Origin of the sequence: Pseudodesulfovibrio indicus (assembly GCF_001563225.1) — a bacterium.
Classification (GTDB): Bacteria; Desulfobacterota; Desulfovibrionia; order Desulfovibrionales; family Desulfovibrionaceae; genus Pseudodesulfovibrio; species Pseudodesulfovibrio indicus.
The window spans coordinates 1,612,476-1,633,570 of record NZ_CP014206.1 but is presented as its reverse complement, the minus strand read 5'-3'; the positions used below and the strand labels follow the sequence as shown (position 1 = coordinate 1,633,570).

Here is a 21,095-nt window from a genome sequence, read left to right as displayed (position 1 = left end):
TTGGCTAGATGTATCCGTAGCCGATGCTACTATCCGCTTGCTTCTTCTCGATGACGGCGTTGACCACGCGGTCGAACAGCGCCTGGGTGCCCTTGTAGCCGAGGTGCAGCAGCCGCTGGCCGCCGAACCGGTCGTGGATGGGGAAGCCCACCCGGACCAGGGGAACGTTCCACTCCCGGGCGTAGCGGTAACCCTTGGAATGGCCCACCACCAGGTCGGGAGCGAGGGTTTCGGCCTCGGCGGCGATGTCGTGGAAATCCACGGCCTCGCGCACTTCCGGGGCCACTCGGGCCGTGCCGTGGGTGACCTGGGCGATGGCTCCCTCCAGCCCCTTGCCGCGGGAGCCGGTGCCGGCCAGGACCACGTCCACGCCGATCTCGGACAGGAAGGCGCACAGGCCGACGACCAGGTCCTCCTCGCCGTAGACCACGGCGCGCTTGCCAAAAATGTACTTGTGGCCGTCCACGTAGGCGTCCACCAGCCTGCCGCGCTCCAGCTCGTAGCGCCGGGGCATGGGGTTGCCGGACACGGACTCAAGGACCTCGAAGAACCGGTCGGACTCGCGCAGCCCCATGGGCAGGCCGATGCGGTGGTTCTCCACCCCGAACCGCGTTTCGAGGCTGGTGCCGCCGGTCTCGCGGGGCAGGCAGCGGCCGAATTCGATGGTCGCCCGCGCGCCGCTCATCGCCTTGATCTCGGAGATGGGGGTGCCGCCCTCGGGGATCTTCACGTAGTCCTCCAGCGCCGGGCCATCCAGGGTCTCGGAGATGTCGGGCAGGATGGTCGCTTCGATGCCGAAGTGATCGCAGATGTCCCGCAGGTGGCGGATGTCCTCGCAGGAGACCATGTTGGGCAGGATGTTCACCCGCCCGGTGTCCGCGTGGTCCTCGACGCACAGCTGCTCGACCATGGAGCGGACCGCGCCGTGCCACCCGTCGGTGTGGGTGCCGTTGTAGCTGGGGGTCGAGACCCGGACCAACTCTGGCAGGTCGAGGTCACCGAATTCCTTGAAAAACTCGTTGAAGTACATGGGTACGTCGTCGCCGATGGTCTCGGTCAGGCAGGTGGTGGCCACGCCCACGAGCTTGGGCTCGTACTTCTTCATGACGTTGAGAATGCCCTTCTTCAGGTTCGGGCCGCCGCCGTAGATGGCGTTCTTCTCGCCCAGGGCCGACGAGGCGATGTCCACCGGCTCGCGGAAGTGGGAGATGATGTAGCGGCGCATGTAGGTGGCGCAGCCCTGGGAGCCGTGCAGGAACGGGATTCCCCCTTCCACGCCCCGGAAGGCCAGGGAGGCCCCCAGCGGGGTGCAAAGCTTGCAGGCGTTGGTGGTGGAGACGAAATTGGGCCTTGCGGTCTTGACCTTACTCATTGACGGCCTCCTTGCGGGCTGCGCGGATGCGGTTGGCGCGCCGGGGCGCGAACTGCCAGACCGGGGACATGGCCGAGGCGTGGATCTCGCGGGCGAAGTTGAGCATGCCCGTGAACCCTTCCAGGGCCTCCTTGCGCTCGTGGTTGTGGTCACAGAATCCCACGCCCAGCTTGAAGGCGATGGGCCGTTCCTTGACCCCGCCGACAAACACGTCCACGTCCTTCTCCTTGATGAAATGGGACAACTCCAGCGGGTTGGCGTCGTCGATGATGACCGTGCCGGGATCGGTGATCTCGGCCAGCTCGGCATAGTCCTCCTTGGTGCCGGTCTGGGAGCCGACCACCACGACCTTCATGCCCAGGTGCCGGAACGCCTTGACCAGGGAGAACGCCTTGAAGGAGCCGCCCACGTACATGGCGACCTTCTTGCCTTCCAGGTCCTTGCGGTAGCGGGCCAGCTCGGGCATGAGCTTCTGCAATTCGTCGCGGACCAAGGCCTGGGTGCGCTCCACGATGGAGGGGTCCTTGTCCTTGAAGAAGTCGGCCACCCGGTAGAGGGAGTCGGCCATGTCCTCGATGCCGAGGTAGGAGACCCGCTGGAACGGGATGCCGTACTTCTCCTTCATCATCTTGGCCAGGTCCATGGTGGAACCGGAACACTGGACCAGGTTCAAGGCCGCGCCGTGACACCGGGCGATGTCGTTGACCCGGCCGTCGCCGGTCACGTTGGCTACCACCTGGACGCCCATCCTCTCGAAGTACTCGCGGATGATCCAGATTTCGCCGGCCAGGTTGAAATCACCGAAAATATTGACGGAAACAGGCGAGATGCCGGAGGTGTCGCCCTCGCCGATGAGCCGGAACATGGCCTTGCAGGCGGCCTCGTACCCGGCCCGCTTGTTGCCCTTGAACCCCTCGGACATGACCGGCAGCACCGGGATGCCCTTCTTCTCGGTCATCTTGCGGCAGACCGCCTCCATGTCGTCGCCGATGAGCCCCACGATGCAGGTGGAGTAGACGAAGGCGGCCTTGGGGGAGTGACGGTCGATGAGTTCGTCCAGGGCGGCTTCGAGCTTCTTCTCGCCGCCGAAGATGACGTCGGTCTCCTGGAGGTCGGTGGAGAAGGACAGGCGGTGCAGCTCCGGGCCGCTGGAGAGCGAACCGCGGATGTCCCAGGTGTAGACCGCGCAGCCGATGGGGCCGTGCACCAGGTGCAGGGCGTCGGCAATGGGATAGAGGACCACGCGGGACCCGCAGAACACGCAGGCGCGCTGGCTCACCGCCCCGGCCAGGGACTCCCGGTTGCAGGCTATGTCGATGGCGCCTTCGCCGGTCCGGTGGATCTGGTCGCGCCGCTCTTCCAGGATGTCGGCAATCTTGACTGTCATTGATCTTCCCCTAATTCCAGTAAGAATTATAAATGGATATCCGGATGCTTAAAGGTTGCTTCAGGACCGTTCGCCAAGGACGCATCCGGATCGGCAAGGAGCGCGAGCCTCCCCGCCTGGTCGTCCCTGGCCCGGTCGGCCAGCATGTCCACGAGCCGGGCCCCGAGGCCCTGGCCCCGCCTGTCCTCACGGACAACCACATCTTCGATGAGGACGGCGGGGCCGCCTTCGGCCATGCATGTCGTCAACGTCCCCGAACACATGCCGACCACGGTCCCGTCGACGCCGAACGCGGCCAGGACGCGTCCCCGACCGTTTGTCAGCATCCTTTCAAGGCATTGGTTCGGCGTGTCCCCGTTGACGGCGGCGTTCACCCCGCGAGGGGTCACCGTCAGGAGCAGGGACGCGAGACCTTCCAGGTCGCGCATGGTTGCGGGGCGTATGACGACGGCTTCAGGCATCGGACTCTCGATTCGTTAACCGGCCAGGTATTCGGCGCAGGGCTCGCCGTCTTCCAGACCGTCCAAAATTGCGTCGATGGCCTCTTCGGAATCCACACCCTTGAACCACCAGTTCTCGGGCTGGATGACCATGATCGGACCGGATTCGCACTGCTTCAGGCAGGTCGAGCCGACCACCAGAGCGTCCATGCCGCGGTCCAGGATTTCCTCTTCGATGTACTGCAGGAACCCGTCCGTCTGCTTGTTGCAGATGCCCTTGGGGTCCCCGGCTGCGCGGAAGGACTGACAACAGATGATCATTCTCGCAGGAATCGCCATTTCACTACTCTCCTCTTTGTTACTTCTTGTTCTTCTTGCCTTTCTTACCGCCCCCGTAGAGCACATCCACGGTTCCCTCGATCTCGCCGTCCGTGATCAGGACGGACAGACCCTTGCGGCTCAAAATTTGTCTGGGGCTCTCGCCCGCCGAGGCCGTGAGCAGGACGAAACAGTCGCTCAGGGTATCGGCCAGGGTCTCCCACCGCTTGGTCCCGGAACCGGGCTCCGGGGCGTCCCGGGTCTCCAGCAGGCAGGCCAGCCCGTCTTCGCGCGGGCCGTAGACCATGACCTTGATGGCGTGGCCCAGGTGCAGGTCCACGTCCATGCCGGTGGAGCTGACCACGGCCACGTTGGGCCGCTCCCTGGTGGGCTTGGGCAGGATGGCGATGCGGGCGTCGGCCTTGCCGGGATTGTCCAGGCCGACCACGTTCTCGCCGCACTCGTCCCAGGCGGGCATGATGTCTATGTGCCGCCCGGCCAGGTCGCGGATTTCGGCCAGCAGTTCGACGTTGGTCCCGGGGACGTCCTCGTCGGCGTCCTTGCCCGGATGGTAGGGGACCACGGCCATGATGTCCGCGCCCAGGCCGCCCATGGTCCGGGCGATCTCCTCCACGTGGCCCGCATTGTAGCCGGGGTACACGGTGGTGTTGATCTTCACGGTCAGCCCGGCCTTCTTGAAGGCGGACACCACGCGGGCCTGGTCCGTGATCAGCAGCCGGACCGCTTCCTTCAGGGGCAGGGTCCTGGTGGAGGGCCGGACCCAGGCGTAGAGCCGCTCGGCCACTTCGGGCGAGACCGCGTCCACCAGGAGGGTCACGTGGGACACGCCCAGGTCGACCAGCTCCTCGGCGTACTCCGCGCCGTTCATGCCGAGCGTGGTCAGGCACAGGGAAATATCGGGATACTTGTCGCGCACCAGTCGCAGGGTGCGCAGGCTCGGTTCGGGCACGGTCAGGGGGTCGCCGGGGCCGGTGATGCCCACGATGGCCACGGGCTTGCCCTGGTCCATGACGTGATCGAGCCAGTTGACGGCTTCCTCGGGGGCCATGGCCGCCTTGGAGCCGCCTGCGTCCGCAAACCGGATACGGGCATTGGAGCGAGGGGCCACCGGCAGGTGCAGGCGGCCCACGGTCTTGCGGGCGGTCATGCCGAAACAGGGATGGGATGCGTATTCTGCGAGGGTCTTGGACATGACGGCCTTCTTCTGTTTGGGGTTATGTCCGGGGCGGAGGGGGAAGGACTCCGCCCCGGACAGGGTATTGACGCTACAGGACGAGTTCGAACCTCGTCTCCGGATCGTCGCGGTCTTTACGATCCAGCAGCAGAGTCAGGATCTTTTCGAGGAGCCTGAGTCCGCCCTTGTAGCCGACTGTCGGGAAGTACTGGTGACCCTGGCGGTCCAGGATGGGGAAGCCCCAGCGCAGCAGCGGGATGTCCTCGTCGCGGGCGATGTACTTGCCGTAGGTGTTGCCGATGAGCAGGTCCACGGGCTCGTTCTTGATCCACTGGTGCATGAGGAACATGTCGCCCTTGGCCTTGACCTTGACCTCGAAGGGCTTGTCCGCGCAGATCTCCTTGATCCGGGCCTCGAACTTCTTGCCCGGGGTGCCGGTGACGACGTAGACGGGCTGCATGTCCAGGGAGACCAGGAACTCGCACATGGAGATGAGCTGATCCGGGTCGCCCCAGATGGCCACGCGCTTGCCGTAGAAGTACTGGTGCATGTCGGAGATCATGTCGACGAGCTGGCCGCGCTCGAAGGCCACGGAGTCGGGGACGGTCACGCCGGCCACGGTGCGCAGCACGTCGATGAAGCGGTCGGTGGCCGCCAGGCCGAAGGGCATGTCCAGCACGGTGCACGGGACCTTGCACTTGGCGTCGAGCCAGCGCGCGGCGTCGGCCGAGCACCATTCGCCCAGGGCGAGGGTGCCCATGGCGTCGCCGCAGCCCTTGAGCTCCTTGATGGTCACGCCGCCCTCGGGGAACATCTTGTATTCGCCGGTCAGGGGGGCGTTGAGCACGCCGTCGGTGTCCGGGAACAGTGTGATGTCCACGCCGACCATCTGGGCCAGACGCTTGATCTCGCCCATGTCGGCGGGCTCGACCCAGCCGGGGATGACGTTGACCTTGTGGTTCTTCTTGCCCGTGGGCTCGGCGAGCTGGGCCATGGCCTTGACCATGTTGGAGAAGCCGGTCACGTGGGAGCCGACGTAGCTCGGGGTGGGCGCGCCGAGGCAGGTCTTGCCCTCGGGGACCTTGCCGGTCTTCTGGGCCTTGTCGAAGATCTGGTTCAGGTCGTCGCCGATGGTCTCGGACAGGCAGGTGGTGTGGACGGCGATCGCTTCCGGCTCGTAGACCGTGAAGATGTTGTTGATCGCCTGGATCAGGTTGGCCTGGCCGCCGAACACGGATGCGCCTTCGGTGAAGGACGAGGTCGCGGCGGAGATGGGCTCTTTGTAGTGCCGGGTCAGCGTGGACCGGTGGTAGGCGCAGCAGCCCTGGGAGCCGTGGCTGTGGGGCAGGCACCCGTGGATGCCGAGCGCCGCGTACATGGCGCCGATGGGCTGGCAGGTCTTGGCCGGGTTGATGGTGAGCGCCTTGCGCTCCTTGATCTCGGTCGGTGTATGTCTGAGCAATGCCATTTGTCTTCTCCTATTCCCAAACAAAGGTGGCGGTCAGTTCGGGGGATTCCTGCCAGGGGGCCTTCATGTAGGACCACACCTTGGAGCTCACCAGGCGATCGATTTCCTTGTAGAAATTGATGGCACCCTTGAACCCCGCATAGGGGCCGCCGGAGTCGTAGCTGTGCAGCTGCTTCATGGGGATGCCGAGCTTCTGGATGGAGAACTTTTCCTTGATGCCCGCGCAGAAGATGTCGGGCTTGAGCAGTTCCACCAGCTTGTCGGCCTCGTACTGGTTCAGGTCGTCGATAACCAGGGTGCCCTTGTCCATCTGGTCGTTCATGCCCTCGTAGTGCTTGAACTTGAACCCGGCCTCTTCCAGGGCCTTGTATTCGGCCTCGGTCTTGCGCGGGCTGTAGAGCTTCTCGTCGGCCTCGACCTCGATCTCCTCGATGTTGCGGGAGTCGGCATCCACGGTCAGGTTCGGGAGCACCTCGCGGCCTTCGTAGTCGTCGCGGTGGGCGAACTCGTAACCGGCGGACAGGGTCTTCATGCCCATCTCTGCGAACAGGTCCTGGTAGTGGTGGGCGCGGGAACCGCCGACGAACAGCATGGCGGTCTTGCCTTCGGTCCGCTGGCGGACGTCGGCGGCCACGGCATCGACATCGGGCATTTCCTCGGCGATGACGGCCTCGACGCGGTCGATCAGCTCCTGGTCGGCGAAGTACTCGGCGATCTTGCGCAGGGACTTGGCCGTGGACTTGGCACCGATGAAGTTCACCTTGATCCACGGGATGCCGTACTTGGTCTCGAGCATGTCGGCCACGTAGTTGATGGACCGGTGGCACATGACGGTGTTCAGGTCGGCGTGCTGGGCGGAGGCGAACTGGTCGTAGGTCGAGTTGCCGGAGAAGGTCGAGATGTTGGTGATCCCGCACTTCTTGAGGATGCGGTCGATCTCGAAACCGTCGCCGCCGATGTTGTACTCGCCGAGGAGGTTGATCTTGTACTTGCCTTCCTTGGGGGTCTCGTTCTCGCCGACAAGGTGGCTGAAGACCTGGTTGTTGGCGATGTGGTGACCGGCGGACTGGGAAACGCCCTTGTACCCTTCACAGGAGAAGGCGAAGACGTTGCAGTCGCCGAACTTGGCCTTCATCTTCTTGGCCACGGCGTGGATGTCGTCGCCGATCAACCCCACCGGGCAGGTGGCGAAGATGCAGATGCCCTTGGGATGGAAGAGGTCGTAGGCCTCCTGGATGGCGGCCGCGAGCTTCTTCTCGCCGCCGAAGATGATGTCCTGGTCCTGCATGTCCGTGGAGAAACAGTAGGGCATGTAGTTCTCACCGTCGGTGCCCGCATCCGTCTGGTTGCGGCGGGTGAGCCAGGAGTAGAATCCGCAGCCGATGGGGCCGTGGGTGATGTTCACGATGTCGCGGGTGGGGCCCATGATGACGCCCTTGCAGCCTGCGTAGGTGCAGCCGCGCATGGTGATGATGCCCGGAATGGTGCGGACGTTCGCCAGAATCTCGGGCGGCGCCTCGGACTCCGTGGCTTCGTTGATCATTATCTGCTGTGCGCGCTTGCGGGCGACCTTGGGAGGATACTTCTTCAGAAGCTCTTCCTTGATGTCGGTCGGCATGAGCTGCACCACTTTCTTCGTCTTGGCCATTCTCAATACTCCTTATGCGGCCCTAGGATATGGCCTTTGCACCGGTTTCGGCGGTTCTGACGCGGACGGCGTCACCCACGGGCAGGACAAAGATCTTGCCGTCGCCCGGCTTACCGGTCTGATTCACTGCGGTGATGGCGTCGACCACGTCTTCCACCATGTCGTCCGGGACCACTACCGTGACCATGCGCTTGGGATACAACTTGCCCTTCTCGCCCAGCACTTCGGCGGCTTCTTCGTAACCGCTCTCCACGCCTTCGACGACGGCGGCATTGACGAACCCCTTGCCGCGTCCCTCGGCGGCGTGGGCGAAGAAGGCGTCCACGCCGGCCTTGGTCAGAGCGGCCTTGGTCTGGTTCATCATGTTCATGCGCACGACTGCGATGACTTCCTTCATTACGCGGCCTCCTCGGAAGCTGCGGCGGTGTCGCACACGCCGGAACTGATGGTGTAGACGTCCTCCACCGGGGAGACGAAGATCTTGCCGTCGCCGAACGCGCCCTTGGAACCGGAGCGGGCCGCGTCCATGATGGTGGCGATGACGAAGTCCTTGTCCGCGGCTTTGACGACGCACATCAGCATGGTCTTCGGGATCTCGTCGTAGGTGACCTCACCGATCTTGATGCCGCGCTGCTTGCCTCGACCGGCGACGGAGTACTTGGTGACTGCGGGAAAACCGTTGTCCATCAAAGACGCCAGAACCTCATCCGCTTTCTCGGGCCGCACAATTGCTCGTACCATGATCATCATTTTCGCTCTCTCCTATCTCTTCTTTATTGTTGGACTTTGATTGCTTAAGCCGCTTTTCGTCCGCCTGTTGTCGGGGATGGTTCTCCCCTGTGAGCGCGGAATCTTCCGGGGTCCCGCGCTTTCGAAACAGGCCTTTGGACCGGTTGTTCGAGTCGGGGGACTAGGCTTCCATGATGCCGTAGTCGAGGAGGAGCTGTTCGAGCTCTTCGATTTCCAGCGGGGTCGGGATGACGAACATCTCGTTGCCGTCGATGGCTTTGGCCAGGCCGCGGTATTCGTCGGCCTGCGGGACGGAGCCGTCCCATTCGATGACGGTCTTGCGGTTGATCTCGGCGCGCTGCACGTCGTTGTCGCGGGGCACGAAGTAGATCATCTGGGTGCCCAGCTTGGAGGCCAGCTCGGTGATCAGGTCGGCCTCGCGGTCGGTGTTGCGGGAGTTGCAGATCAGGCCGCCCAGACGGACACCGCCGGACTCGGCGTACTTCATGATGCCCTTGCAGATGTTGTTGGCGGCGTACATGGCCATCATCTCGCCGGAGCAGACGATGTAGATTTCCTGGGCCTTGCCGTCGCGGATGGGCATGGCGAATCCGCCGCAGACAACGTCGCCGAGAACGTCGTAGAAGGCGTAGTCGAGACCTTCGGACTCCTCGTAGGCGCCCAGGGACTCAAGCATGTTGATGGAAGTGATGATGCCGCGACCGGCGCAGCCGACGCCGGGTTCCGGGCCGCCGGACTCAACACACCAGGTGCCGCCGAAGCCGGGCTTGCGGATGTCGCCCAGCTCCACGTCCTCGCCTTCCTCGCGCAGGGTGTCCAGGACGGACTTCTGGGCCAGGCCGCCGAGCAGCAGGCGGGTGGAATCCGCCTTGGGATCGCAACCGACAACCATGACCTTGCGGCCCATTTCGGCCAGACCAGCGACGGTGTTCTGCGTGGTGGTGGACTTTCCGATGCCGCCCTTTCCGTAAATTGCTACTTTCCTCATGATTTCTCCTCCATGGGTTTGTTTGCGAAAGATGAAGTCCCTAAGGCAAAGGGTGTGCCAAACCGCAAACCACACTTCAACCTACCGGAATCATGGAGAATCTAGTAAAACCTACAGATCGGGCGTTACCTACGAAAAGTGTAGGTCCGCACAGCCGGAGCCGACACAAGTGTTGCAGCCTACAAAAACGTAGGTAATTCCCTCTCTTTTACGTCAACAAAAATATCATGTAAATTCGATGCATTAAGCAAAATACACCATTTGGCATCGTTCCTGCTCATGGTTGTTCAGAAGTTTTCGCAACCATACAGAGGATACAAACGACATGTTGATCGACACCACACTCAGAGAAGGGGCGCAGCTCTTCGGCGCCTATTTCTCCATGGAAGCGCGGGAACGGATCGTCACCGGCCTGCTGTCCGTAGGCGTGGACGAGATCGAGCTCGGCTGGGTCGGCCAGGAAGGGCTGGCCGAACTGGTCGGCCGGGTCCGGGCGAGACGGGGCGAAACCGCCCTGTCCGTGTGGTCCCCCTGCCGCGAGGCGGACATCCGCAAGGCCGCCGGGTTGGGCGTTGACCGCATCAACATCGGGGTCCCGGTCTCCGACCTGCACATTGAAAACCGCCTGGGAACCGACCGCGAGGGGCTGCTCGAACGCCTGGCCCGCACCGTTCTCGCGGCCGGGCTCCTCGGTATCCGCTACGTCTCGGTCGGCCTGGAGGACCTCTCCAGGGCCGACGCGGACTTTGCCCTCAAGGCGGCCCGGCTGGCCCAGGACGTCGGCGCGTCCCGCGTCCGCCTGTCCGATTCCCTGGGGCTGCTCACCCCGCTGCGGACCGCCGAGCTGGCGGCCGCCTTCGCCGGGGAACTCTCCATCGACCTGGCCGTGCACTGTCACGACGACTTCGGCATGGCCACCGCCAACGCCGTCACCGCGCTCCAGAGCGGAGTGCGCTACGCCGACGCCAGCCTGCTCGGTATCGGCGAGCGATCCGGCATCGCCGCCACCGAAGAGCTGGCCGCCTATCTGACCCTCAAGGAGGAAAGCCATGCGTACCACGTTGAGAACCTTCGCGACCTCTGCCATTTCGTTTCTCAGGCTGCCGGGGTGCCGATTCCCCGTACCAAGCCGGTTCTCGGCAAGGACATTTTCGCTTGCGAATCCGGCCTTCACGCGCACGCCCTCAGCAAGTCGCCTGCGCTTTTCGAGCCGTACGACCCCTCCCGCGTCGGCGCTGACCGGATGGTCGCGGTTGGCGGGAAAAGTGGGCGAGCGGCAATCCGCCACGCGCTCGCCGATCACGGCCTCGACCTTACGGAACAGGGACTCTCGGCCCTTGTCCATGAAGTGAGGAAATTATCCTGGGAACTGGAGCGCCCCCTGACCGGGAGCGAACTGACCAAGCTGATCAAGAACTAGGAGGGAGCATGTTCAAGAAGCTGTTCTACGTCTGCCTGTGGCTCTGTTTCCTGTCCACCACGGCCTACACCGACGCCGTCCCGGCCCGGTTGGCGCAAGCCGCCGTTCCCGCACCCGTCATCTCGGCCCTCGGCAGGTAGCCGGATGGATTTCGTCGCCCTGTCCGTGACCGGCAAGCTGGCCCTGGCGGTCACGCCCGCGCTGCTCGCCCTGTGCATGCCGCTCGCATACTGGCTGGCGGTCTCCGACACGCCGGGCAAGCGGTACATCGAGGCGGCGTGCAACCTGCCCATGGTCCTGCCGCCCACGGTCCTGGGGTTCGGCCTGCTCATGGTCATGAACCCCGGTTCGCCGCTGGGTGCGGCCTTCGAGTCGCTGTTCGGCTTCCCCCTGCCCTTTTCCTTCACCGGCCTGGTGCTGGGTTCACTGGTCTATTCCCTGCCCTTCGGGGTACTGCCCATGCGCGCGGCCTTCGAAAAGGTCGACCCCGGCATCGTCGAGGCGGCCCGCTGCTCCGGCATGTCCCACGGCCAGGCATTCCTCCACGTCATCCTGCCCAACGCCAGGGGCGGCATCACGGCCTCGGCGGCTCTGATCTTCGCGCACACCGTGGGCGAGTTCGGCGTGGCGCTCATGCTCGGCGGGTCCATCCCCGGACGGACCAAGGTGGCCTCCATCGCCATCTTCGAGCACACCGAATCTCTGGAATACGGCCAGGCGGGACTCCTCTCCCTGGCCCTGATGATCGTCAGCTACGCGGCCCTGCTGTTCATCGGGCGGCAGGGAGTGATGGGCCGGACCGTGCCCGTCGCCCGGACACCCCGCGCCCGGCAATGCCCCGGTTTCCAACCTTCCAAGAGAGGCTTTCATGCAGACCATATCCACGCAGTACGGTGACCTGATTCCCCAGTATACGGACGACGACCTGCGCAAGCGGGAAATCCTGCCCGTGGAGTACCATCCGTCCGGGGCGCTGAAATCCGTGCCCCTGGAGACGCAGACCGTCATCGCCACGCCGGCGGGCGACATCCCGGCGGAGCTGGTCTCCTTTCACGAAAACGGGACCATCAGCCGCATCTTTCCGCTGAACGGCAAGCTCTCCGGCTACTGGAGCCAGGAGGACGAGGCCGGGCTGGCCGAAGTGCTGACTCTGACCACGCCCTTCGGCCTGGTCCGGGCGCGAATCCTGTCGGTCAGCTTCCACGACAACCGCATCATGCGCAGCCTGACCTTGTGGCCCGGCGAGACCATCTCGGTCCCCACCCCGGCCGGTCCGGTGGAAACGCGCATCGGCGTGAGCTTCACCCGCGAGGGCAAGGTCGCCAGCCTGGAACCTGCCAAGCCGCTCTCCGTGCCCACCCCGGCGGGGGAGATGACCGTGTTCGATCCCGACGCCGTGGGCGTCAACGGCGACCGGAACTCGCTGGTCTTCGACGAGGACGGCAAGGTCGCGCAAGCGGTCACCACCCTGACCCGGCTGACCGTGGTCCACCCCGACGGTCACCACGAGAGCTTCATCCCGGAATACCGGGAGAGCCTGTGCGGCGACTCCGACAGGGAAGTGGTCCCCATGACCGTCTGTTTCGGGAAAAAGGAAGTGTCCATCCGGACGAACCCGGACAGCGCCCCCACGGTGCTGCCCAGGGTCGGCCACGTCTTCTTCGCGGAGCCGTACCTGCCCCAGCTGGCCAGCCCCTTCGGCGAGCTGCGCTGTTCGATCTAGGGGATTATTCCAGCCCCATGCGCATCATGTAGCGGAAGACCGTCTCCACGAACTTGCCGGAAACCACGTCCGACAGCGAGAAGCGCGGCATGTCCACTCCGGCCATGGAGCCGGTGTAGGCGAGCCACATCTCGGCGGAAATCTTGTCCAGGGCCGGGATGATCAGCGTCCCCCACAGCCCCCCCGCGTCCTCCCGGTCCATGCCGAAGGCGCGGCACTGCAACGGCCGGTGCTCGAAGATCATGCACTTGCCGTCCCTGAGCAGCGGACAGACGGTCCCGGCCTCGGACAGGCAGTACTCGCCGTCGCCGCCCTCGGCCAGGTCCCTGGCGGCCTTGCGCTCTGCCTGGGCCGCCTCCACGGCGCGCCCGATGACGTTCAGCCGTTCCTCGCCGGAGAGCTTCTGGTTGATGCGGTGGGAGATGTACACGGCCTCGGCCAGGGTCAGGGAGACCGGGGTGGAGCAGCACTGGGCGTGGTCCAGGCCGCAGGCCAGTCCGTCCACGGCGTGGCCGCTCTCCTCCACCCGCTGCACCAGTTCGCCGTAGTCGTTGAAGAACGGCGACAGGTCCACCAGCCGCTTGAACTCCAGGGACGGCTCGCGCACGGTCAGCTGGCCGGATTGCTTGCCGTATTTGCGGATGGTCCGCCACTGCACGAAGTTGGCGGGCTTGGACTTGAGCTTCTTGAGCGCCTTGCCCGCGAGCTTGTGGCCCAGGCCGCGCCGCAGCAGGTAGGCGTTGAGCACCGTGCCCGTGCGCCCGATGCCGTGGCGGCAGTGGATGAGCACCTTCTTGCCCAGGTAGATGGCCTCGTCCAGCCACTCCAAGGTCTTCTCCAGCTCGATGAGCCCGGGGGCCTCCTCGTCCTCAAGGGGCAGGTAATGGACCTCGAAACCGGCGTCCTTCTCGATGTCGTGCAGGTCGCAGAACTCGCCGCACAGGTTGAGGATGGCGTCCACCCCCTGCTCGCGGATGCAGTCCAGCTGCGGGTGGCTCATGGGCGCGTGGCCCACGCCGAGCTGGTCCGTGACCCAGGTCACCTTGTAGCAAAGCTTCTTCTCAGCCATCGCGCTGCTCCGCTTCGGCAAGGAACCGCTTCACCTCCGCCGCCACCTGCTCCTCGTCCTCCAGGCGCATGTCCATGAGCCGGGTGACGGCCATGAGGTAGCCGAGGCGCATGAGCAGCCGACGGGTCTCGTTCTCGGGCAGCCGGGCGCACTTGGCGTCGATCATGTCCCCGCGCGTGGCGGTGTCGAAGCCGTAGCTGTCGAGCACCTGGCGGATGAACTCCAGCCGCATGAGCCGCTGGTCGAACCCCGCGCCGCCCCCCTTGAACCGGAAATTGATGTAGTTGGCCCCCTGCTCCGGGCCGCAGATGGCGTCCACCACCGAGAAGTGGTAGCCGAACCGGACCATCAGGTGCAGGTAGTCCTCGGAGATCAGGCCGTAGCTGGCCAGCAGCTTGGAATCGAAGCTGAAGATGCCGCCCGAAACCTTGTCGAACTCCTCCCAGTCCATGGCCGTCAGCCGCGAGGGCCAGGTCACCCGCTCGTCGGACAGCCCGTACCACAGCGCCCACATGGGGCGGCACTTGATGTCCTGGGGCGACACGGTCTTGCCGTCGCCCGCGTTGGCGAACAGCCCGCCGCCGAGGTCGAGGATGTACATGACCAGGGGCAGGCTCGTTTCCAGCCGCTTGGCCGAGTGCATGCCCCGGCCCTTCTTGTCCATGACCGAGAACATCTCGTTCACCGACTTCTCGTGGCAGAAGCGGACCACGTCGTGCAGCGACTTGCAGCCCATGGGCGTGAAGTCCTCGGACTGGGGGTCGGTCAGGTTGAGCTTCACGGCCAGGGGCGCGACCTTGGCGTATTGCTCCACCACCCGCTCCGAGACCTGTTGCCCTTCGCGGGCGCGGGTCATGATCGCCTCGACGCAGCCGTCGAAGACCGCCCCGCCCGTGCCGTCCACGGTGACCAGCTGGCCCGGCTCCAATTCGGTGTGGATGTCGCCGACCACCACGGGGACGCCGGACTCGCGGGCCACCGAGGCGAAATGGCTCGCCCGGCTGCCCGTGGCCGCGATGACCCCGTTCATCTTGCCGATGAAGGTCAAGAGCGACGGCTTGAGGCTGGGGGTGACGACCACCGCGCCCTCGGGAATCTGGGCGATGCGCTCGCCCGTGTTGGCGAAATACACCACGCCGCAGCCCGCGCCCGAGGAGGCGCGCTCCAGCCCTTCGGCGATGGGCCGTGCCGAAACGGGCATCGGGCTCGGTTCCGCCGCGGCATCGCCCCGCTCCTCCTGGAGGGGCCGGGCTTGCAGAATGAACAGCTTGCCGGTGACGTCCTCGGCCCACTCGATGTCCTGGGGACAGCCGAAGGACTCCTCCAGGTGCATGGCCAGCTGCGCCAGCCGGGTCAGGGACGCTTCCGAGGGCAGCCCGCCCACGTCCGGCGTACAGGCCGCGTCCAGCCCGTGGGGATGGGTCCGGGCCAGGATCGCCTTGTCCGGCGAGGTGGAACCGTCCACCAGCCCGTGGCCCAAGCCGCGAACGCCGTACACGCCGATGGCCTCGCGCCCCCGGCAGTCCGGGTCGCGGGAGTAGAGCACGCCGGCGGTCTCGGCATCCACCATGGGAATGACCAGCACGGCCATGGCGGTCTCGCTGTCGGTCAGCCCGTTGGAGATGCGGTAGGCCACGGCGCGGGGACAGTATTTGCCCGCCAGCACCCGCTTGTATGCCTCCAGCACGTCGTTGGGCTGGACGTTCAGCTCCGAGGCGTACTGCCCGGCAAAGGAAATCTCGCCGTCCTCGGCCAGGGCGCTGGAACGGACCGCGATGAGGTCGTCGCCCTCGATGATCTCGGACACGCCGAACCGGATGCCGCGCGCGATCTCCTCCGGGACCTCGGCGGCCAGGATCAGCTCCTGCATCTCGGCGGTCAGCCGGGCCAGCAGGTCGCGGTCGCCCACGACCATCTGCCGCAGCCGCTTCTCGATCTCTTCGCCCAGCCCGTTGAAGTCGATGAAATAATTGAAGGCGTTGGCCGTGATGACGAAACCCGGCGGCACCGGGACGCCCTCCAGGACCGCGGCCCGGCCGAGGTTGGACGCCTTGCCGCCCGCCAGCCGGGGCACGCCCCCGGCCTCCTCCAGGGAGAGGATGTAGGGCGGCCCCACGTCGGGCTGCTCCAGTTGAAGCGCCATGCGCACGTAGAAGTCGATCTTGCGGAAGTATTCGGGCAGGTCCATATACCGGGTGGGATTCATCTCCACCAACTGCCCGGCCATGGTCCCCACCGCGGCGGACAGCCGGTTGGTCATCCAGACCGCCCGCTGCCGGTCGGCCAGCCGCTTGCCGTAGAACATCTCCTCCAGGTCGGCGATCAGCTCCAGGGCCACGGCGTCGTGGGCCAGGAGGGACTTGAACGCCTCGTATTTGCGCCGCAGCAAGGTGCCGGGGGCAAACACCTGATAGGTCCAGTGCCTGAAGAGTTGCTTGAGATGCATTGTCTGTCCTTGGCTAAACGGTACGGTTCACGTCAGGTCCGACTTCCGGTTCGGTTCACTCCTCGATCCCGAGGACCTCGGCCACCTTGGCCTCCAGTTCCTCCTTGTTGATCGGCTTGACGCAATATTCCTCGGCGCCCAACCGGAGCGACTCGCGGGCGGTCTCCAGGGTCGGATACCCGGTGAGCATGATCGCCTTCATGTCCGGGTGGATCTTCTTCAGCTCCTCCAGGGCCTCGACCCCGGTCATCTTCTTGAGCTTGATGTCGAGTATCGCCAGGTCCACGGGATTGCCCGCCGCATGCTTCAGGGCGTCCTCCTCCTCGGTGAAGCTGAACACCTTGTGCCCCTTGCGTTCCAATATGCGTTTGACCAGCATCCCCGCGTCGGAGATGTCGTCGAGTACCAGGATGTGAGCCATGGTCTACTCCTTTTCTGGCTCCCCGGGTTCATGGACCTGATGGTCCAGGGGGAGATTGACTTCAAAGACCGTCCCGCCGCCGTCAAGGCCGCCCTTGGCCTCCACCGGGAAACCGAACTCCTCGGGGATCGGGCTCACGGCGTGGATTTCGCCGCCGTGGTCCTCGATGATCCCGAAGGAAACGGAAAGCCCGAGGCCGGTGCCCTTGTCCACGGCCTTGGTGCTGTAGAACGGATCGAAAATTTTCTTGAGCGCGTCCTCGGCGATGCCCGAGCCGTTGTCCGCCACCCACAGGGAGACGATGCCGCCGGGGGTGTCCAGGCGGGTGCGGATGAGGATGGTGCCGGGCTGCCCGCCCATGGCGTCGCGCGCGTTGGTCAGCAGGTTGATCCAGACCTGCTTGAGCTTCTCGGGGTCGCCGTAGATGATCGGATAGCGGTCGTCGAGCTGGGTGACGATCGCCACCTTGTCCAGCTCCAGGGTGTGGCGCACCAGGCTGACCGCCTCCATGACCGAGTTGTTGAAGCACATCTCGCGCTTGGCGGACTGGGTCTGGCGGGAGAAGCCGAGCAGGTCGGCCACGATCTTCTTGCAGACCTGGGTCTGCTTCTCGATGATCGCCAGGTCCTGGTGGATCTGGCTGTCCGCGGGCACGTCCTCCTGGAGCAGCTGCGCATAGCCCAGGATGATCCCCAGCGGGGTGTTGATCTCGTGGGCCACGCCGCCCGCCAGCAGCCCGAGGGACTCCATCTTCTGGGCCTGGATGAGCTGGTTCTCGTAGCGCTTGATGTCGGTGATGTCGCGGTCGGTCCGCAGCAGACCGCCGATCCGGCCGTCCTCGCTCAGAACCGGGATGCAGACCACGTGGTACCAGCGCTCGCCGCCCGCCGTTTCGACCATGACCTGGGTGTCCAGCCGCCTGCCGGACTGAAGGATGTCGCGGGCCGCCATGTGGCGCTCCTCGGCCTCGGCCTCGGGGAAGAGATCGAAATCGGTCTTGCCGTCCACCTCGGCCAGGGACAGCCCCACGGACTCGGCGAAGCTCTTGTTGCAGCCCCGGTAGCGCATGGTGGAATCGATCAGGGAGACGCGGTCCGGGGTCACGTCCAGGATGGTCCGCGTGAGCCGCTGCTGGTCGCGCAGGTTGCGCTCGGCGCCGCGCAGCTCGTCGATGTGGCTCTTGAGCGACAGGGCCATGACGTCGAAGGTCTCGGCCAGGTCCTGTATCTCGTCGCCCGCGTTCTCGCGGTACACGGCGCACAGCCGGCAGGACTGGAGGCGGCACTGGAAATTGCCCTCGTTGTTGCAGTCCGGGCACATGGTCCCGGCGATGTACCAGCACCGCCGCCGAGTCTCGCCGTAGGCCGGGCACTGGGTGGTCCCGCATTGTTGCTTCTCCCAGCAGTGGATGCCCCAGGAGGGGCCGGAAATGGTGTCCAGGTTGCCGGTCAGCATTTCCTCGGCGTGGGCGCGCAGCCTGCCGAGCCTTGCGGTCACGCGCCGGGCGAAGACCGTGCCCAGCGAGGTGGCCAGGAACAGGGCCGCGGCAAACAGTCCGGCCATGATGGTGATCTGGCGCTGCACGGCCAGCTGGATGCGGGCCTGGGACAGCCCGATGCGCACCGTGCCGAGCCGCCCGTCCGAGACCAGCACCGGGGCCGCAAAATCATAGATGCGCCGGGAGCCGTCGGCCAGGAGCTGAATGTGCAGGGATTCGTCCGTGTCCACCTTGTTGGCGTCGATCAGGTCCACGGGGAAGCCGCGCTGGAAGGTGTGGGCCATGACGAACCCGTTCTTGTCCTGGACAAAGGCGTAGATCACGTCCTCCACCGTGGACTGCTCGTCGACCATGTTCTTCAACCGCAGGAAATCGCGGGCGAGCATGGAGTCGACCGCGCGCACGGACAGTCCTTCGGCCAGGGCCGATCCGCGCTTCTTGCTCTCCTCCACCAGGGAGTTGGCGCTCATGGTGCCGATCAGCGGCAGGAGCAGCAGGGCCATGACCACCAGGATGGAGGCCATGCCCAGGTTGAGCTTGGTGCGGAATCGGAGCCTGGGGAAAATACGCATGAAACTACCTGTCCAGCCCCAGTTTCACGATCAGTTCCCTGACCGGATCGTAATCGGCGTCCCGGGCCGGGATGATCCCCGTCATGCCCGCTGCGTTGAGAATGGAGCGCTGCTCCTCGGTATCCTTGTCCAGGGCGAACATGGCCGTGGAGATCGCTTCGATCACGGACGGGTCCAGCCCCTCGCGGGCCGCGTAGACCCAGCCGGGATAGGGCCGGGTCTCGGCCAGGATGCGGATGGCCCCGAGATCGACCTTCCCGGCGACCACGTCCAGGGTGCCCTTGCGGATGGTGCCGATGTCGTAGACGCCCGCATGCACCGCCAGGACGACCTTCTCCTGCTTGCCGCCGGGGCCGGGCGCGAAGTCCACGGTCTCGAAATCGGAAAGCCGGATGCCGTGGTCGTAGAACAACCCGAGCGGGAAGAGGTAGCCGCCCGCCGAGTTCGGGTCCACCGCAATCCACCGCTTGCCCCGGCAGTCCTCCAGGGAGTTCACGGCCGCGTTGTCGGCGCGGGCGATGATCTGGCCCCGGAAGTTCGGCTCGCCGGACGGCTCGATGACCCTGGCGAAGGCGTGCGCCCCGGCCTTGGCCAGCCGCACGTAGACGAACGGATTGGAATAGGAGATGTCGATCTCCCCGCGCTCCACCATTTTGACGTGCTCTTCGAAGGTGTCCGGGAATATCTGGCGCAGCGGCAGCCCGGTGGTCTTGCGCAGGTATTCCAGCAGTTGCCGATGGCGCTGATAGGAGATGGTGTGGGAGTACTGGGGCAGGTAGGCGTAGGTGATGGCTTCCGTCAGCCGGGGGGCCACCAGGTCCTCGCGCTTGGACAGGTCCACGCGCACCGGATCGTCGTCCGAGCAGCCCGCCGGAGCCAGGCACAGGGCGAGCAGGAGCGCGAAGGCTAAGGCGGCGGTAAAAGTCGTTCGCTTCATTACATTCACATCGGGCGCTTCCGCGCCGGGTTCGGGACATCCTTGGAAAGAGTACAATAATTCAGGCCGCAGTCCAACACCTCTTATCCCTTGGCAACTCGCACTCAAGACAGTATGTAGTCCACGGAGCACGCTGATGTGCCCGACCCAAGGAGACACCCAATGGCAACCACTTTCAAGGTCCCCATGAACAAGGCCGTGCTGACCCTCTTCCTCCTGGCCGTCGCCGCCGTCGCCGCGGTCGTGGCCTGGAGCTTCAACTCCGGCCTGACCTGGACGGGCATCTGCCTCATCGCCGTGACCGGACCGCTTTCGCTCTTCTACTGGTACATGCTGTACATCACGCCCAAACGGGCCTCGATCACCGTGGCGGACGAGGGCATTCTGCTGGCCGCCCCGCCCTTTTCCTCGGCCGTCATCCCCTGGGCCTCGGTGGAGAAGGTCTTCCCCGCCGACCTCGCCAAGGACGAAGCGTTCAAGATCACCAAGACCCGCAAGTACATGACCTTCGGCGGCTACAAGTCCGGCGTCGTGGAGGTCAGGGACGGCCGCGAGGCGGTCGTCGTGGCCAACCGCACGGACGTGCTCTGCATCCAGACGGGCGAGCGGTTCTACCTGCTCGGTCCCTCGGACCTCCCGGGGTTTCGGGAAGCGGTGGAGAAATCGGCTCCCTAGCCGATTTCCGGCCCGGCATATCAAAGAACAAAGCCGCCCCGTGGGGCGGCTTTTCCTTTTAGAAATCGCTAGGACCCTTCGGGGACCGGCTTGTGTTCGATGAGACCGGGCTTGTCCTTGCCCCTGGCCTTCCTGGCGTCCGCGTACGCCTTCTTGTCCTCTTCGCTGAGCAGGTCCGTGAAGGTCATCATCTCGTCGGCGGCCTCGTTCTCCTTGACCTTCTGGCGGATGGTCCGGAAGACGGGCAGCCACGGCTTGGAAAGGCTGAACAGGTAGCGGACGAGGATGTAGACCGGGATGAACAGGAAGGCCGGTCCGACGGCCCCGATCAGGGGCGCGGTGAAGTCCACGTCGCCGAAGCGGTAGAAGAGCCAGCCGATGGAAAACGGCACCACCCACAGCGAGGACGCGAACAGGGCGATGCGGGCGAAGAAGTTCTTGCCGAAGGCGTCGTTGGCCAGCGAGTTGCAGGCCTTCCAGGCGGTCTTGTCCTTGACCCCGAGGGCCTTGACCGAAAAATTGTGGTGGTCGATCATTTCGCGGTTGATCTTGGCGAAATGCTTCTTGTTGGAGAAATACACCGCGGCCATGCACAGCTCGCCGATGACCGTCGCGGCGAGGCAGACCCAGAAGAGGCCGATGGCGAATCCCAAGTAGGCGTTGGAGCTGGTGCGGAAAGCCCAGATGAGCCAGGGATCGAGAAACTGGTAGATTGCGGTACCGGTCATGTAAATTCCGTTTTTTGTGGCGGCCGCCCGCAAGGGGCGG

21 protein-coding genes are annotated in these 21,095 nt (G+C 64.9%); 5 read left to right on the top strand and 16 right to left on the bottom strand.

The window, feature by feature from the left end; translation table 11 throughout:
* Nucleotides 1-4: 4 nt before the first annotated feature.
* The 10 genes from AWY79_RS07565 to nifH all read right to left on the bottom strand — a co-directional run bounded on the left by AWY79_RS07565 (nt 5) and on the right by nifH (nt 9,566).
* The gene (locus tag AWY79_RS07565) at nt 5-1,372 is read right to left on the bottom strand and encodes a nitrogenase component 1 (RefSeq protein WP_066802127.1); all 1,368 of its coding nucleotides are present in this window, start codon (nt 1,370-1,372) and stop codon (nt 5-7) included.
* The gene (nifE, locus tag AWY79_RS07560) at nt 1,365-2,759 is read right to left on the bottom strand and encodes a nitrogenase iron-molybdenum cofactor biosynthesis protein NifE (RefSeq protein ID WP_066802126.1); all 1,395 of its coding nucleotides are present in this window, start codon (nt 2,757-2,759) and stop codon (nt 1,365-1,367) included. Before nifE ends, AWY79_RS07565 begins: the two co-directional genes overlap by 8 nt.
* A gap of 26 nt (nt 2,760-2,785) precedes the next feature.
* Nucleotides 2,786-3,220, bottom strand: coding sequence for a GNAT family N-acetyltransferase (locus AWY79_RS07555; RefSeq protein ID WP_066802124.1), 435 nt, complete (start codon nt 3,218-3,220; stop codon nt 2,786-2,788).
* Nucleotides 3,221-3,235: 15 nt separating this feature from the next.
* Entirely contained in the window at nt 3,236-3,538 is a 303-nt protein-coding gene (locus AWY79_RS07550; protein WP_066802122.1) for a (2Fe-2S) ferredoxin domain-containing protein, read from the bottom strand.
* A gap of 19 nt (nt 3,539-3,557) precedes the next feature.
* Complete coding sequence (locus tag AWY79_RS07545; protein ID WP_066802120.1) at nt 3,558-4,730, bottom strand: radical SAM protein; 1,173 nt, start codon at nt 4,728-4,730, stop codon at nt 3,558-3,560.
* 73 nt (nt 4,731-4,803) lie between these two features.
* The gene (gene nifK / locus AWY79_RS07540) at nt 4,804-6,180 is read right to left on the bottom strand and encodes a nitrogenase molybdenum-iron protein subunit beta (RefSeq protein ID WP_066802115.1); all 1,377 of its coding nucleotides are present in this window, start codon (nt 6,178-6,180) and stop codon (nt 4,804-4,806) included.
* Nucleotides 6,181-6,190: 10 nt separating this feature from the next.
* On the bottom strand, nt 6,191-7,828 hold the full coding sequence (nifD, locus tag AWY79_RS07535) for a nitrogenase molybdenum-iron protein alpha chain (RefSeq protein ID WP_066802114.1): 1,638 nt from the start codon (nt 7,826-7,828) through the stop codon (nt 6,191-6,193).
* Between the two features lie 22 nt (nt 7,829-7,850).
* A complete protein-coding gene (locus AWY79_RS07530) occupies nt 7,851-8,225 on the bottom strand; it encodes a P-II family nitrogen regulator (protein WP_066802113.1) in 375 nt (124 codons plus the stop codon).
* Nucleotides 8,225-8,578 (bottom strand): P-II family nitrogen regulator, encoded by a 354-nt coding sequence (locus tag AWY79_RS07525; RefSeq protein ID WP_066802112.1) that lies wholly within the window; start codon nt 8,576-8,578, stop codon nt 8,225-8,227. Before AWY79_RS07525 ends, AWY79_RS07530 begins: the two co-directional genes overlap by 1 nt.
* A gap of 160 nt (nt 8,579-8,738) precedes the next feature.
* Nucleotides 8,739-9,566, bottom strand: coding sequence for a nitrogenase iron protein (gene nifH, locus AWY79_RS07520; protein ID WP_066802111.1), 828 nt, complete (start codon nt 9,564-9,566; stop codon nt 8,739-8,741).
* 325 nt (nt 9,567-9,891) lie between these two features.
* Here nifH and AWY79_RS07515 point away from each other — a divergent pair, with 325 nt between their 5' ends.
* The 4 genes from AWY79_RS07515 to AWY79_RS07505 are packed head-to-tail and all read left to right on the top strand — an operon-like array spanning nt 9,892 to nt 12,709.
* On the top strand, nt 9,892-10,986 hold the full coding sequence (locus AWY79_RS07515) for a LeuA family protein (protein WP_066802105.1): 1,095 nt from the start codon (nt 9,892-9,894) through the stop codon (nt 10,984-10,986).
* Nucleotides 10,987-10,994: 8 nt separating this feature from the next.
* On the top strand, nt 10,995-11,126 hold the full coding sequence (locus AWY79_RS19530) for a hypothetical protein (protein ID WP_257721333.1): 132 nt from the start codon (nt 10,995-10,997) through the stop codon (nt 11,124-11,126).
* A gap of 4 nt (nt 11,127-11,130) precedes the next feature.
* Nucleotides 11,131-11,883 (top strand): molybdate ABC transporter permease subunit, encoded by a 753-nt coding sequence (modB, locus tag AWY79_RS07510; protein WP_066802103.1) that lies wholly within the window; start codon nt 11,131-11,133, stop codon nt 11,881-11,883.
* A complete protein-coding gene (locus AWY79_RS07505) occupies nt 11,855-12,709 on the top strand; it encodes a hypothetical protein (RefSeq protein ID WP_066802101.1) in 855 nt (284 codons plus the stop codon). Before modB ends, AWY79_RS07505 begins: the two co-directional genes overlap by 29 nt.
* 4 nt (nt 12,710-12,713) lie before the next feature.
* On the opposite strand, the gene AWY79_RS07500 is transcribed toward AWY79_RS07505, so the two are convergent.
* From AWY79_RS07500 to AWY79_RS07480, 5 genes are read right to left on the bottom strand one after another with little or no spacing between them, the layout of a single operon-like run.
* Nucleotides 12,714-13,778, bottom strand: a complete 1,065-nt coding sequence (locus tag AWY79_RS07500) for a phosphatase domain-containing putative toxin (RefSeq protein WP_066802099.1) — start codon at nt 13,776-13,778, stop codon at nt 12,714-12,716.
* Entirely contained in the window at nt 13,771-16,224 is a 2,454-nt protein-coding gene (locus AWY79_RS07495) for a PEP/pyruvate-binding domain-containing protein (protein ID WP_066802097.1), read from the bottom strand. The genes AWY79_RS07500 and AWY79_RS07495 overlap by 8 nt, the downstream gene beginning before the upstream one ends.
* Before the next feature lie 55 nt (nt 16,225-16,279).
* The gene (locus tag AWY79_RS07490; RefSeq protein WP_066802095.1) at nt 16,280-16,645 is read right to left on the bottom strand and encodes a response regulator; all 366 of its coding nucleotides are present in this window, start codon (nt 16,643-16,645) and stop codon (nt 16,280-16,282) included.
* Between the two features lie 3 nt (nt 16,646-16,648).
* Complete coding sequence (locus AWY79_RS07485) at nt 16,649-18,715, bottom strand: ATP-binding protein (protein WP_078063675.1); 2,067 nt, start codon at nt 18,713-18,715, stop codon at nt 16,649-16,651.
* A gap of 4 nt (nt 18,716-18,719) precedes the next feature.
* Complete coding sequence (locus AWY79_RS07480; RefSeq protein WP_066802093.1) at nt 18,720-19,652, bottom strand: phosphate/phosphite/phosphonate ABC transporter substrate-binding protein; 933 nt, start codon at nt 19,650-19,652, stop codon at nt 18,720-18,722.
* 162 nt (nt 19,653-19,814) lie between these two features.
* Here AWY79_RS07480 and AWY79_RS07475 point away from each other — a divergent pair, with 162 nt between their 5' ends.
* Nucleotides 19,815-20,327, top strand: a complete 513-nt coding sequence (locus AWY79_RS07475) for a PH domain-containing protein (protein WP_066802091.1) — start codon at nt 19,815-19,817, stop codon at nt 20,325-20,327.
* Between the two features lie 68 nt (nt 20,328-20,395).
* On the opposite strand, the gene AWY79_RS07470 is transcribed toward AWY79_RS07475, so the two are convergent.
* A complete protein-coding gene (locus tag AWY79_RS07470) occupies nt 20,396-21,055 on the bottom strand; it encodes a hypothetical protein (protein WP_066802090.1) in 660 nt (219 codons plus the stop codon).
* Nucleotides 21,056-21,095: the final 40 nt, after the last annotated feature.